General features: G+C 56.7%; 11 protein-coding genes. 2 read left to right on the top strand and 9 right to left on the bottom strand.

Annotated features, from left to right (window positions below):
- Positions 1 to 16 precede the first annotated feature (16 nt).
- From trpB to leuC, 8 genes are all read right to left on the bottom strand, one after another.
- Positions 17 to 1231, bottom strand: a complete 1215-nt coding sequence (gene trpB, locus G565_RS0104320) for a tryptophan synthase subunit beta (protein WP_028669855.1) — start codon at positions 1229 to 1231, stop codon at positions 17 to 19.
- A complete protein-coding gene (locus G565_RS0104325) occupies positions 1228 to 1902 on the bottom strand; it encodes a phosphoribosylanthranilate isomerase (protein ID WP_051207317.1) in 675 nt (224 codons plus the stop codon). Before G565_RS0104325 ends, trpB begins: the two co-directional genes overlap by 4 nt.
- Positions 1903 to 2067: 165 nt before the next feature.
- Positions 2068 to 2913 carry a tRNA pseudouridine(38-40) synthase TruA gene (gene truA, locus G565_RS0104330; RefSeq protein ID WP_028669857.1) on the bottom strand — a complete coding sequence of 282 codons (846 nt, stop codon included), beginning with the start codon at positions 2911 to 2913 and terminating at the stop codon, positions 2068 to 2070.
- Positions 2914 to 2994: 81 nt separating this feature from the next.
- On the bottom strand, positions 2995 to 5739 hold the full coding sequence (locus G565_RS0104335) for a motility hub landmark protein FimV (protein WP_028669858.1): 2745 nt from the start codon (positions 5737 to 5739) through the stop codon (positions 2995 to 2997).
- Between the two features lie 371 nt (positions 5740 to 6110).
- Entirely contained in the window at positions 6111 to 7223 is a 1113-nt protein-coding gene (gene asd / locus G565_RS0104340; protein ID WP_028669859.1) for an aspartate-semialdehyde dehydrogenase, read from the bottom strand.
- Positions 7224 to 7347: 124 nt separating this feature from the next.
- Positions 7348 to 8442, bottom strand: a complete 1095-nt coding sequence (leuB, locus tag G565_RS0104345; RefSeq protein WP_028669860.1) for a 3-isopropylmalate dehydrogenase — start codon at positions 8440 to 8442, stop codon at positions 7348 to 7350.
- 9 nt (positions 8443 to 8451) lie between these two features.
- Positions 8452 to 9099, bottom strand: a complete 648-nt coding sequence (gene leuD / locus G565_RS0104350) for a 3-isopropylmalate dehydratase small subunit (RefSeq protein ID WP_028669861.1) — start codon at positions 9097 to 9099, stop codon at positions 8452 to 8454.
- A complete protein-coding gene (gene leuC / locus G565_RS0104355; protein ID WP_028669862.1) occupies positions 9096 to 10529 on the bottom strand; it encodes a 3-isopropylmalate dehydratase large subunit in 1434 nt (477 codons plus the stop codon). Before leuC ends, leuD begins: the two co-directional genes overlap by 4 nt.
- Before the next feature lie 351 nt (positions 10530 to 10880).
- Here leuC and G565_RS0104360 point away from each other — a divergent pair, with 351 nt between their 5' ends.
- Entirely contained in the window at positions 10881 to 11774 is an 894-nt protein-coding gene (locus G565_RS0104360; protein WP_028669863.1) for a LysR family transcriptional regulator, read from the top strand.
- On the opposite strand, the gene rrtA is transcribed toward G565_RS0104360, so the two are convergent.
- Positions 11724 to 12332: a rhombosortase gene (gene rrtA, locus G565_RS0104365; protein ID WP_028669864.1), complete on the bottom strand. Its 609-nt coding sequence runs from the start codon at positions 12330 to 12332 to the stop codon at positions 11724 to 11726. The two genes, G565_RS0104360 and rrtA, sit on opposite strands and share 51 nt — an antisense overlap.
- Before the next feature lie 137 nt (positions 12333 to 12469).
- Here rrtA and G565_RS0104370 point away from each other — a divergent pair, with 137 nt between their 5' ends.
- Positions 12470 to 13357 carry a recombination-associated protein RdgC gene (locus tag G565_RS0104370; RefSeq protein WP_028669865.1) on the top strand — a complete coding sequence of 296 codons (888 nt, stop codon included), beginning with the start codon at positions 12470 to 12472 and terminating at the stop codon, positions 13355 to 13357.
- The last annotated feature ends 201 nt before the right edge of the window (positions 13358 to 13558 follow it).

Here is a 13558-nt window from a genome sequence, read left to right on the forward strand (position 1 = left end):
AGCCCAAATCCGATCCTTAAATTGACAAACCATCCAGTGCCGCCACGGTGTGAACGTCTTTATCACCCCGTCCGGACAGATTCACAATGATGCGCTTGCCTTTACCCAGCTGTTTCGCGAGTTTCTTGGCATAAGCGACCGCGTGGGCGCTTTCCAGTGCTGGCATAATGCCCTCGGTACGGGTCAGTTCGCGAAACGCGTCCAGTGCCTCATCATCAGTGATGGCCACATAGTGGGCACGATTCGAGTCTTTCAACCAGGCATGCTCGGGCCCAACACCCGGGTAATCGAGACCGGCAGAAACCGAGTGCGTAGCGCTGATCTGGCCATCTTCATTGGCCATGATATAGGTACGGTTACCGTGCAGCACACCCGGGCGCCCCTTGCTTAGCGGCGCGGCGTGATCATCCCCGTCGAGGCCGTGGCCACCAGCTTCGACGCCGTATATTTCAACGCTTTTGTCGTTCAGAAATTCCCAGAACAGACCAATGGCGTTGGATCCGCCACCCACGCAGGCGACCAGCGCATCCGGCAATTCACCGGTTTGATCCAATATCTGACGACGGGCCTCACGGCCGATAATGGCGTTAAAGTCTCGCACCAGCGTCGGGTAAGGGTGTGGCCCGGCTACCGTACCAATGATGTAGTAGGTATCGTCGACATTGGTGACCCAGTCGCGCATGGCTTCGTTCATCGCGTCTTTGAGTGTGCGTGAGCCGGACGTTACCGACACCACCTCAGCACCGAGCAGACGCATGCGGTAAACGTTCAGTTTCTGGCGCTCAACGTCTTCTGCACCCATGTAAACAACGCACTTCAGACCCAGGCGCGCCGCCACAGTAGCCGTCGCCACCCCATGCTGGCCGGCACCGGTTTCTGCAATCACCCGCGGCTTGCCGCTGTATTTGGCCAGCAACGCCTGGCCAACGGTGTTGTTTATTTTGTGCGCGCCGGTGTGGTTCAAATCTTCCCGTTTCAGGTAGATGTCTGCCCCACCCCAGTTCTTGGTCAGACGTTCCGCCAGGTACAACGGTGACGGACGACCCACGTACTGGGCCAGGTCTTTATCAAACTGGCGACGAAAATCGGGATCGTCTTTCAGCTTGGTGTACATGGCGGACAGTTCGTCCAGCGCATCCATCAGGGTTTCAGAGGCAAAACGCCCGCCATAGGGCCCAAAGTGACCCGTCGCGTCCGGATGGGCGTGATAATCTTCTGTGTGTGTTGTCATCGGTGATCTCTTCCTGCATCGGCCAGGGTTACCTGGCGCATAAATTCGGTCATCTTGTCCGGCGATTTCAAGCCTTTCTCAGCCTCAATTCCGCCGCTGACGTCTACGCCCTGCGGTCTGATCGCACGAACCGCCTCATTCACATTGGCCGGCGTGAGCCCCCCGGCCAAGACTATACGGCGTCGCCATCGTTCAGGGATGAGTGTCCATTGAAAGATCTCACCGGTCCCTCCCGGCACGCCTGCTTTAAACGCGTCGAGTATCAAGCCATCGGCATTTTGGTAGCGGTCGAGTGCGCGCTCAAGTGATTGCGCATCCTGCACACGCAGCGCCTTGATCCAGGGCCGGTCAAACCCGGCGCAGAATTCTGGAGGCTCATCACCGTGAAACTGCAGCACGTCGAGCGGCACCTGACTCAGCGTTTCCCGCACATCTGCTTCGGTAGGATTAACAAACAACCCGACCCGACTGCAAAAAATACCGGCCGCTTTGGCCAGAGGCGCTGCCTGTGAGGGAGTAACGGCTCGCGGGCTGGGTGGATAGAAAACCAGACCAATGGCATCAACACCCAAGTGATCAGCGTATTCCACATCACTGAGGCGCGTCATGCCGCAATATTTGATACGGGTCCGCGGGTGCGGCCCTGGGTGGGACGTATTTTCCGGGCTCATGGTCCGTTCCTGACGTTATTAACCCCAGTCTACCAAAGCCGGGGGCCAGTCCCAATGCCCTTCACCACAAAGAGTGACGGCAATCGACGCCACACGGTTTAAGAATAGCCGCCTGAACAGTACCAAAGCAGTGCGCCGACTGAACCCGACCTACGAAAACAACGCCTAGACCGCATTCAGCCCGGTAAATCCGTCCAGAATGGCCGGTCCGGCTTCGCGCTCGGGCAGATCACCCCGGTCGTAACGAGCTCGCACGAAATACAACCCGGCCGCTGGCGCGGTGATGCCGCCCCGATTCCGGTCTCTGCCCTCTAGCACTTCCAGAGCCCATTCGACCGGTCTGTCACCACGACCAATGGCCAGCAACACACCCATGATGTTTCGCACCATGTGATAGAGGAAGCCGTTTGCACGGGCCTGGAGCACGATCAGTCGCCCCTGACGAACCAGCCTGAGTTCGCGAACGTCCTTAACCGGTGAATGGGCCTGGCAGTTGGCGGCGCGAAAGGATGAAAAATCGTGCTCACCCAACAACAGATCGGCGGCGGCCTGCATGCGCTCAAGGTCCAGAGGACGACGCTCCCAGGTCATGCCGTCTCGCAAGATGCCGCTGGGCATGGGAGCACAGTAGACAATGTAACGATACGCCCGCTCACGCGCCGAGAAACGGGCGTGAAAATCTATATCTACCGGCTGCGTCCACTGCACGCTAATGTCGTTGGGCAACAAGGTATTAGCGCCAGAGGTCCAGCCATAGTCTTTTCGGTAACTGGCGGTATCAAAGTGGAGAATCTGGTTACTGGCATGAACACCCGCATCGGTCCGACCCGCGACAATCAGGTCAACCGGTTCGTTGGCTACCTTTGAAATGGCCTTTGTCAGCTCGGCCTGAACGGTTCTAACACCCGTCTTCTGGATCTGCCAGCCGTAATAGTCAGTGCCCCGGTACTCTACGCACATGGCAACCCGGTACCGGTGTTCGGGCCGTAAAAAAGGAAATTGGTCTGTCATGAGTCCAAAAAAAACGCCGCTCAGGGAGCGGCGCAGTTTACAGCATTCGGGTCTGTTTGAAAGACCCGTCAGGCTCTTGAATCAGAGCTGGTCCATCAACTCCTTGGCCAAACTCTTTTGCTCGTCGGTACCCTCATGAGCGACCTCTTCGAGGATGTCACGGGCGCCATCCTTGTCGTCCATCTCGATGTAGGCGCGTGCCAGATCAAGCTTGGTGCTCGCTTCGTCGTTGCCCGACAGAAAATCAAACTCGTCATCGTCAAGTTCTGCTTCGCCTGGCAAGGCATCCGCAAGATCCTGCAAAGCGTCCGAGCTCTCCGGAACATCAACAGCGCGCTCTTCGGTAGTACTGCTGTCCAGGCTCAGACTGTCATCTGTCGGTAACTCATCGGGCAGTGCGGACTCAAGCGTGCTGTCATCATCCAATGCGGCAATCTCCGCATCAAAATCGATGTCGTCATCATCCTCCAGCTTCGGCAGTTCCGGCTCGGGTTCAACGGAGGTTTCATCCAGACTGAAATCAAGATCAGAAGAAAGCTCACCTTCGTCGGTATCGTCAAAGTCGAAATCAAGCTCGGATGAAGCCGGTTTCGGTTTCTCAGCGGCAGGCTCTTCGTCGTCCAAACCCAATTCTTGCAAATCGAAATCAAGACCGTCGTCGTCACCTTCGCTTTCTGGCAATTCCAGGTCATCAAGGTCCAGGCTGAAATCCAAATCGCTGCTGGCTTCACTACCCGGCGAGTCAAGCGTCAGACCAGAACCTTTGGAGTCGCCGGATAACGAACGCTCTTCAGACTCCGCTGTGTATTCAATATCGTCCGATTCAGACTCGTCTTCCAGCGACGACAAGTCATCACTGTCGGCACTGAAATTACCAAAATCCAGATCGTCATCGTCGAGTTCAGAACTCATCGACTCATTCGAACCCAACAATGGCATCCGGTTGCGGTACTCATCGACCTGTGACTTTTGCTCGGCTGATAAGCTCAACTTCTTCTCAAGTTCGCCAAAGGCAGCGCTGTTTCCGGTTTCGGCGTAAACCTCAAGTAACTTCAAGCCAATATCAGACCGATTTGGCTGCTCGGCAAACGCAGACTTGAGCTTTTCTTCGGCCTGATCGTACTTCTGATAGGCCATGTACATCTCTGCTTCCATGACAGCATCGCTGGTCGCGTCACTCTCTTCGGCGGCAAGGTCGTCAAAATCATCTTCGCCATCAAACCCGTCGATCATGTCTTCTTCGAAATGCTCGTCGAAACCAGGATCGATATCAGCCGTATCGGTGTCATCCAGATCGACCAGGCTTTCTTCCTCTTTATTGTTCCGGCGACTGCGCAGGTAGAATGGCAATAACAGGACGACCAACAAGGCTGCCGCTGCCGCAACCATATTGGTTACGCTGGCCATAACCCAGTTGATCGCAGGCTGGGTGTATTGCTGGACAAACCCCATAACACCCGGCTCTGGCGCTGGCGGAACAACCGGCTGGGGTTGCGGCGCTGGCTGAGGTTCGGGCTCGGCTGCGACCTCGGGTTCGGGCTGTGCAGGTTCACTGGCCGCTGCCTGGTCGGCTGGCGCTGCAGTCGAGCTGTCAGAGCCGTCGATTGGTGCATCAGCGCTTTCGGTCACATCGGCTTGCGCAGCCTGTTCTTCGGCTTGCCCGGCAAGTTCAGCCTGGAATGCAGCCGCATCACCACTTTGCAGATTGATCATCCGCTCCATGATGGCGAGTTGCTCCTCAAGTTCGGATACCCGACCTTGAAGCTGATCCCGCTCACGTTCGAACTGGTCGTTTAATTCACCGGCTATCGCCAGTTCATTCTCAAGACGCTCCAGTTCATTCTGATCAACCGATTCGCCACCGGCACTGGTCCCTTCGGCACCATCGGCCGACACTTCCAAATACCCGTCCGGGTCACGTTCACCGTCTTGCTCCGGCAATGCCGAGCTGGTCGATTCGGTTGCCGATAGCTGGACTTCGGCGGCTTCGGAAGAAGCGGTTGTCGGCCTTGCTGAGGCAGCCCGGCCCTGGTTCTGATTCTCAACTTCCCGAATAGCTTCCTGAACGCTGCGGCGACCCATTTGCTCAGCCGTCGGGAACGTCAGGACGCTGCCGGCTTTGAGTCGGTTGATGTTGTCGTTCAGGAAGGCTTCCGGGTTTACATCCTGCAATGCCAGCATAACCTGCTGCATATTGTAGCCATCACGACCTGGCACCTGCATGGCGATTTCCCACAGGGTGTCGTTGCGCTGCACCCGGTACTCATCGCCGGCCAGGTTGTCCTGACGAGGTTCAGTGGCAGCTGGCACCGGAGTTGTCTCTTCACTGCTCTGCGCGACCGTCGTGGTGGTGCTGATCTCACGGCTGGGCGCTGGCGCCTGCTGGGCAGCAGGGTCAATCACCAGAGACTCACCGACTACGCCCGTATCGAACACGGGCGGGTCGAGAAGCAGAGTGTACTCTTTCAACAACCGGCCACCCGGCCAGTTCACTTCGACCAGAAAGTTAAGAAAGGGCTCTCGAACTGGCTGTCGTGTCTCCAGTACGATAATCAGGTCACCCGCTTCGTTTTCCTCGAGAGAAAACTGGATATTGGACAGGAAGAAACTGCGCTCGATACCAGCACGCACGAAAGCATCATTGCTGGCCAGGGTGGGGATGATTTCACCCGCTGTCAGGCCGCGCAATTGCGTCAATTCTATGTCCGCGTCAAGCGGTTCATTCAAGTTCGAATTGAGTTCTATATCACCCAATCCAAGCGCCTGCGCTACATTTGTAAACGCCAGCGCAGAAATAGCAAATACAAGCGCTTGTTTTTTGAACATCGTCCTTTTCCCTTCCCTCAACCCTGATATCAATACCACAACTGGCACCAATATATTGAAAAGGAGTTCGCTATTGTATGGTCAGGGCGCATTAATTCGAGAACTGGTTCTCAATTTTTATTGCAGACCCAAATTTACGGCTTTGAAAACTAGAAAGGACTTTCAAAACTTACGCTAAGTATTATTGATAAAAGGATTTTTCGCAACACAAGGGGTTTTTTGTTATCGCCCCGGTCACACTTTTTTTACCGGTCAAACGCAAAAGAGCGATGTGTCACCATCGCTTTGTCATAAATAAGCACTTGAAATTAAACGAAAAACACGGCTTAAGCGTCTCTATGCCCACTTTACCGTGCTCTCCATTTTTGCCACTAGATTTTGTGGTTCAAAATGGCCAGCATTCGCCGAATCGGCTCTGCAGCCCCCCACAGTAGCTGGTCACCCACGGTAAAGGCGCCTAAATAATCGTCACCCATGGCCAATTTGCGCAGGCGGCCAACGGGTACGGACATTGTGCCGGTCACTTTAGCCGGTGTCAGACCTTGCATGGTCGCCTCACGCTCGTTGGGAACCACGCTAACCCAATCGTTAGCGCTGGCCAGAATCGACTCCACGTCGCTCAGGGGGACATCGTTGCGCAATTTGATCGTCATCGCCTGGCTGTGTGAGCGCATCGCACCGACTCGCACACACAAACCGTCGATAGGAATCGGGGAGTCGCTGCGACCGAGAATCTTATTGGCCTCAACCTGAGCCTTCCACTCTTCCTTGCTCTGCCCGGAAGGCAACGCCGAGTCGATCCAGGGAATCAGGCTGCCAGCTAACGGCACACCGAATTGATCACAGGGGTACTGGTCACTGCGGATGAATTCCGAGACGGTTTTATCCAACTCCAGAATGGCAGAAGCCGGGTCAGCCAGGTAAGACTCGGATACTTTATGCACCGCACCCATCTGTTGCAGCAACTCGCGCATGTGTTTTGCACCGGAGCCGGATGCGGCCTGATAGGTCATCGGCGAGACCCATTCAATCAGGTTTTCACGGAACAGTCCGCCCAACCCCATCAACATCAGGCTAACGGTGCAGTTGCCACCGACGAAGGTTTTGGTGCCGGCATCAACCGCACGATCGATCACGTCACGATTGACCGGGTCGAGTACGATGACGGAGTCGTCAGCCATGCGCAGCGTTGATGCTGCGTCCAGCCAATACCCCTGCCAGCCCGTTTTGCGCAGCGGCTCATAGACTTCCGAGGTGTAATCACCGCCCTGACAGGTGATGATGACATCGCATGCTGTCAGCGCATCGATGTCGGTCGCTTTTTCCAGCACTGCCGGGCCCTGACCTACATCGGGTGCGGCCTGCCCTGCCTGGCTGGTGGTAAAGAATATTGGCTCAATGCCTGCAAAATCGTTTTCTTCGCGCATGCGTTGCATCAGGACTGAGCCCACCATGCCACGCCAACCTACAAAACCGACTTTCATTGTAATCCTCTCAGTGTTCACGCCCCGCACAGTGTGGAGGCGTCACCTGTATTTGCGCTGATCGCCTGTCGGCTCATCAGCGAGGCCCGGCTCATCCGGGCCATTCATCATCCGAATCGGGCGATTAGTGGTTCGCCAGTGCCGCAACAACGGCATCGCCCATGGCGTCTGTTGTCACAGCGGCTTTGCCAGCCGCCGCAATATCTGCAGTGCGCAGCCCCTGGTCGAGCACATCACTGACCGCCCGTTCAATGGCGTCAGCCGCAGCAGCCTGACCAAGCGAATAGCGCAACATCATAGCTACCGACAGTATGGTCGCCAGCGGGTTGGCAATGCCCTTTCCGGCAATGTCCGGAGCGCTGCCGTGAATCGGCTCATACATGCCCTTGCCGTTCACGTCGAGCGAAGCTGAGGGCAACATGCCAATCGAACCGGTTAACATCGCCGCGCAATCGGACAAAATATCACCAAACATGTTGCCCGTGACCATCACATCAAATTGCTTCGGTGCCCTTACCAGTTGCATTGCGGCATTGTCGACATACATGTGCGACAACTCGACATCCGGGTATTCGGATGACAGTTCCTTCATAATATTGCGCCACAATACCGTAACTTCAAGGACATTTGCCTTATCGACCGAGCACAGCCGCTTGCCACGCTTGCGCGCCGCCTCAAAGGCCACACGACCAATGCGGCGAATTTCAGTCTCGTTATAACGGTAGGTGTTATACCCCTCGCGCTCGCCTTTTTCGTTGAGATGTTCGCCACGCGGTTGCCCAAAATAGATACCACCAGTGAGCTCGCGAACGATCAGGATATCAAGTCCGGCTACGATCTCAGGCTTGAGCGAACTGGCACTGGCCAGTTGCGGATACAGAATCGCAGGCCGCAAATTGCCGAACAGGGCCAATTCGGAGCGCAGCCCCAGCAGTCCCTTTTCAGGGCGAATCGCCATATCGAGGGCATCCCACTGCGGCCCTCCGACGGCCCCGAGTAAAATGGCATCGGCAGACCGGGCCTTGGCCAGGGTCTCGTCGGGCAGCGGCTTGCCCGTGGCCTCGATAGCCGCACCACCCACCAGGGCGTGATCGAGCGTCACACTTAGCCCTTCGCGCTCGGCGACAGCGTTCAGGACACGCTCGGCCTGGCTGACAATCTCAGGGCCTATGCCATCACCGGGCAATATCAGAATGGAAGCGTTGTTGTTTGCAGTCATGTCGTTTCCTTAACGAATGTGTCCAAATACCCAGGGCGTTTCCTGTTCACGGCGTGTTTCATAGGCGCGAATGGCGTCTGCGTCCTGCAGGGTCAGGCCTATGTCATCCAGACCATTGATCAGGCAATGCTTGCGAAAGGCGTTCACTTCAAATTCAAAGACCTCTCCCCCGGGCGTGATGACCTGCTGGTTCTCAAGGTCAACGGTCAGTGTATAGCCTTCAGTGTTGGCGACCGCCTGGAACAGACGATCGACAATATCTTCCGCCAGTACGATGGGCAGCAGGCCGTTCTTGAAGCAGTTGTTGTAGAAAATATCAGCAAAACTGGGCGCGATAATGGCCCGGAACCCATAGTCCTCAAGCGCCCAGGGGGCATGCTCGCGACTGGAGCCACAACCAAAATTCTTGCGTGCCAGTAACACCTGAGCACCCGCATAGCGCGGCTTGTTCAGCTCAAAATCCGGATTCAGCGGACGCTGGCTGTTGTCCATTCCCGGCTGCCCTTCATCCAGATAGCGAACCTCATCAAACAGATTCGGACCAAAACCACTGCGCTTGATCGATTTCAGGAACTGCTTGGGAATGATCATGTCGGTATCCACATTGCTGCGATCCATGGGGGCAGCCAGGCCGGTTACGGTGGTAAATGGTTTCATGCGGCACCCTCCTGCCAGGTCCGGATATCGACGAAATGCCCTTTAATAGCCGCAGCGGCGGCCATGGCCGGGCTAACCAGATGCGTTCGACCACCAAAACCCTGGCGGCCTTCAAAGTTACGGTTCGAAGTCGAGGCACAATGCTCGCCCTGGCCGAGTTTATCGGCGTTCATAGCCAGACACATGGAGCAACCGGGCTCGCGCCACTGAAAACCGGCGGCCCGGAAAATAACATCCAGACCTTCCGCTTCAGCCTGCTGCTTCACCAGCCCGGAACCCGGCACGACCATCGCCTGTTTGACACTGCTGGCAACGCTGTAACCTTTAACCACAGCGGCAGCCGCGCGCAAATCTTCGATGCGCGAATTGGTGCAGGAACCGATGAAGATACGATCAAGGCGGATCGACTCAATCGGCTGATCAGCCTGCAGGCCCATGTATTCCAGTGCCCTGACCACACCTTTGCGGCTGTCTTCATCAGCCACGCTTTGCGGGTTGGGCACGTTGGCGGTAACGCCGACCACCATTTCCGGCGACGTTCCCCACGATACCTGAGGTTCGATATCGGCCGCCTGCAAGACAATTTCTTTGTCGAACACCGCGTCGTCATCACTGACCAGGGTACGCCAGTAGTCGGCCGCGCGATCCCACATGTCGCCTTTGGGCGCGAATGGGCGACCCTTGAAGTACTCAATGGTGGTTTCATCTACGGCGACCATGCCAGCGCGAGCGCCGGCTTCAATTGCCATATTGCAGACCGTCATCCGACCCTCCATCGACAAGGAGCGCAAGGCCGACCCGGCAAACTCGATGGCATAACCGGTACCACCGGCCGTACCGATCTGGCCAATGATGTAAAGCACCACGTCTTTGGCAGTAATGCCAGCGGGCAAGTCACCCTCGACCCGAATGCGCAGATTCTTCATCTTGCGCTGAATCAGGCACTGAGTGGCCAGCACATGCTCGACTTCCGAGGTTCCAATACCAAAAGCCAGTGAGCCCATGGCACCGTGAGTGGAGGTGTGGGAATCACCACAGACGATGGTCATACCCGGCAGGGTCGCGCCCTGTTCCGGCCCGACCACGTGGACGATGCCCTGATTAATGTCGTTCATGCTGAATTCACGCACACCAAAGGCGGTGCAGTTATCGTCGAGCGTTGTCACCTGAATACGCGATATCTCGTCGCGAATACCGGACACACCCGCCTGACGCTCGGCTAAATCGGTAGAGACGTTGTGATCGGGCGTCGCCAGGTTGGTATCGAGCCGCCACGGCTTGCGACCCGCCAGTCGCAAACCTTCAAAGGCCTGCGGTGACGTCACTTCGTGCAGTAATTGCCGGTCGATGTAAATCAAAGCGGTGCCATCTTCACGCTCGGATATCTTATGGGCATCCCATAACTTGTCGTACAAGGTCTTACCGGCCATGCCGTCCCCTCCTGTCCTGAAACTGCGCTCGGCGCCTGAGAATTGTCGTTAACACGCCGGTTGCATCGAGCCACAACCTTCGGAGTTGGGTCTGGCAACATCGCCAGAAATCCGTGCAAGGGGCCGGGTATGCCTCTCCGAGGTCGGCGTAAACCCGTCCATGGGGCCTAGACCGCAACATCCATGTTGCGGACTACCCCGGAGAGACATACCCAACCCCTTGCACTCAACTGGTCGTCAACTCCAAAAGTTGCAATATCACGGTATTTGTCTGTGTTGCACAGTCTATGTAGACTGATGAATAATACAAATTTATTATTTTTATCTTTTCCATAACAAAATGGAATACGAATGGATCACCACAGTCTGGAAGCCTTCCTTGCCGTTGCCGAAACCGGCTCTTTCAGCCGAGCGGCCGAGCGGCTGTTTTTGACTCAGCCGGCCATTTCGAAGCGGGTTGCCAATCTGGAGCAATCACTGGGCGTGCCGTTATTTGACCGGATTGGTCGGGATGTCTACCTGACTGAGAGCGGGCGCCTGCTGGTTGAACGCGCCAGCCGGATACTGGAAGACATTCGCGATGCACGCCTGGCGGTCAGCCAGGCCGGTAGCGACCAGGTCGGGCAGTTGAGCATTGCTAGCAGTCACCACATTGGTTTGCATTACCTGGGCCCGTTACTGCGGTCGCTGACCGATCAGTTTCCCGAAGCTCACCTGGACGTTCAGTTTCTGGAATCGGAACAGACGCTGCAGGCCATCGCCCGGCGCGACCTTGAACTGGCGTTCATTACCCTGCCCACCACCCTGCCCCGTGAATTGCGCAAGGAAACCCTGTGGACCGACGTCCTTGAATTTGTTGTCAGCCCGGATCACCCCCTGACCCAGCGCAAAGGCAAGATTCGCCTAAACGAACTGGTGCACTTCAGAGCCATTCTGCCAGACGCGCAAACCACCACCTATCGGCTAATCGAACAGACCTTTCAGCGCCACCACCTGCCGCTGTCACGCACCCTGGCGGTCAACTACCTGGAAACCATTCGTGCCCTGGTCGCCAGTGGGCTCGGCTGGAGCCTGCTGCCCCACCGCCTGATCGACGACAGTGTGCGCGTATTGACCGTAGATCAGGTGCAATTGAAGCGACATCTGGGCGTGATCTGGCATCAGGGTCGCACCCTGAGCCGAGGGGCCGAAGCGTTAATGGCGATTGCGCGCGCGACGCCAACCCCAGGCGACCAGCACCGCTAACGCGCCAGCGATCAGCCCCGCCAGATGCGATTGAACCGCGATGTCCCCGCGAATAAAACCGGACACACCGCTGGCTCCGCCACTGTTAGGTCCGGAGAGGTTTTCGGAGATGACTTTGATCGCAAGAATCACCGCCACTGCCAGCCGGATCAGGCTGCTGTAATGCGGGCTGCGCCACAATGCCCAGAGCAACCAACCATAAAGCAGGCCGGAGAGCCCCGCATACTGATCATAAGGCCCGAAGGCCAGCCAGAGACTGGACAGCAACCAGACCCAGGCAAAGGCCCGGGTATCCTGTCGCTGCCAGTCACCCGGCAACAACAGAGCCAGCAACACCAGCCCACCCTGATTCACCAGCCAGTGCGCCGGGTTCAACTGAGCCATCCAGGCAGTAACCAGGCGCCATACCTCGCCATCGGCAACGGCAACGCGCTGATAGTCGAGCCAGTTAGTCACTCCAGCCAGGGAGCCCAGCAGACACAGGGCGGATATCGTCAGCAGTACCCTGATCGTCGGCGATGGGGTTTGAAGCCACCGGTGCCATGACATTGCAGCCATTATTGATTCCTGTTTAGCGGTCCATCACAGCATCAGGGTAAACCGTGGCCCGGATGTGGCAAAGTGGTTTTGCTGTCAGGGCGAACCCAGTACACTGCCCTCCTTTCGATTTCGACTGCCGATGGGAAGCTGGCTTAATGTGGTTTAAAAACGCACGTGTGTATCGTTTTACCGACGCCTGGTCCGGTTCTGAAGACCAGCTCAATGAACAACTGGCGCAAACGCCATTTACCGGCCTGACGGCGCTTCAGGAGAGTGCCTTCGGCTGGGTCGCGCCGTTCAAAGACAGCCAGATGCTGTGTGAAAAGGTCGGCGATCGCCTGTTCATCACCGCCCAGGTTCAGGAAAAAATCTTGCCGGCCAGCGTGCTTAATGAGCAGCTGGCGGAGAAAATAGACGCGGTGGAAGAAGCTGAGGGTCGTCGCCCGGGCCGGAAGGAAAAAGACGCCCTGAAAGAGCAATTGCGAGCTGAATTGCTGCCCCGGGCGTTCCATAAAACCCGCCGTACCAGCGCCTGGATCGACCTGAAACACCAGTGGCTGGTGATCAACGCCGCCAGTGAGAAAACGGCTGATGACCTGACTGCCAAATTGCGCGAAAGCATCGGCTCCCTGCCGGTCATTCCGGTGGGCAAGTCCGTTGCTGGCAGCACCATACTGACCGACTGGTTCCAACAGCCCGAACGGCGCCCTGAGGGAACTGAGTTGCTGGAAGATCTGGAGCTGGTCATGGCTGAAGATCCAACGATCAAGGCTCGCTATCGCAACCTGGATCTGGAAGCGCCGGAAATCACCCACTCGCTCGACAGCGGCATGCGCATTCGTCAAATGGGCATCGTGCTGAACGATAACTGTCAGGCGGTCATCGACGACAGCTTCACGCTGAAGCGCCTGAAGTTCACCGACACCCTGATCGAACAAAGCGGCGACTCGGATGACCCCCGTACCGATGCGTTACTGATGTCCGATGCCCTAACCGACTGGCTGGTCAAACTGGCCCCGCAATGGCGTGATACGGGTATCTAAATGACTCCCTTTGGTGTCACGAGTCAAAGATTCGCAGGGTAATTGACTGCATCGTCAACGCCCAATTGGATGCCAGGCGGAGCACCGCGCACACCTACTGAAGGCACGCCGTGAACCCATCCATGGGGGCTCGAAGACCGGATATGAACCCCATCCATGGGGTTCACCCTTCGGGCTCGCTACGCTCATGCTAAAACGCTC

This window comes from Saccharospirillum impatiens DSM 12546 (genome assembly GCF_000423605.1).
In the GTDB taxonomy this organism is placed as follows: domain Bacteria; phylum Pseudomonadota; class Gammaproteobacteria; order Pseudomonadales; family Natronospirillaceae; genus Saccharospirillum; species Saccharospirillum impatiens.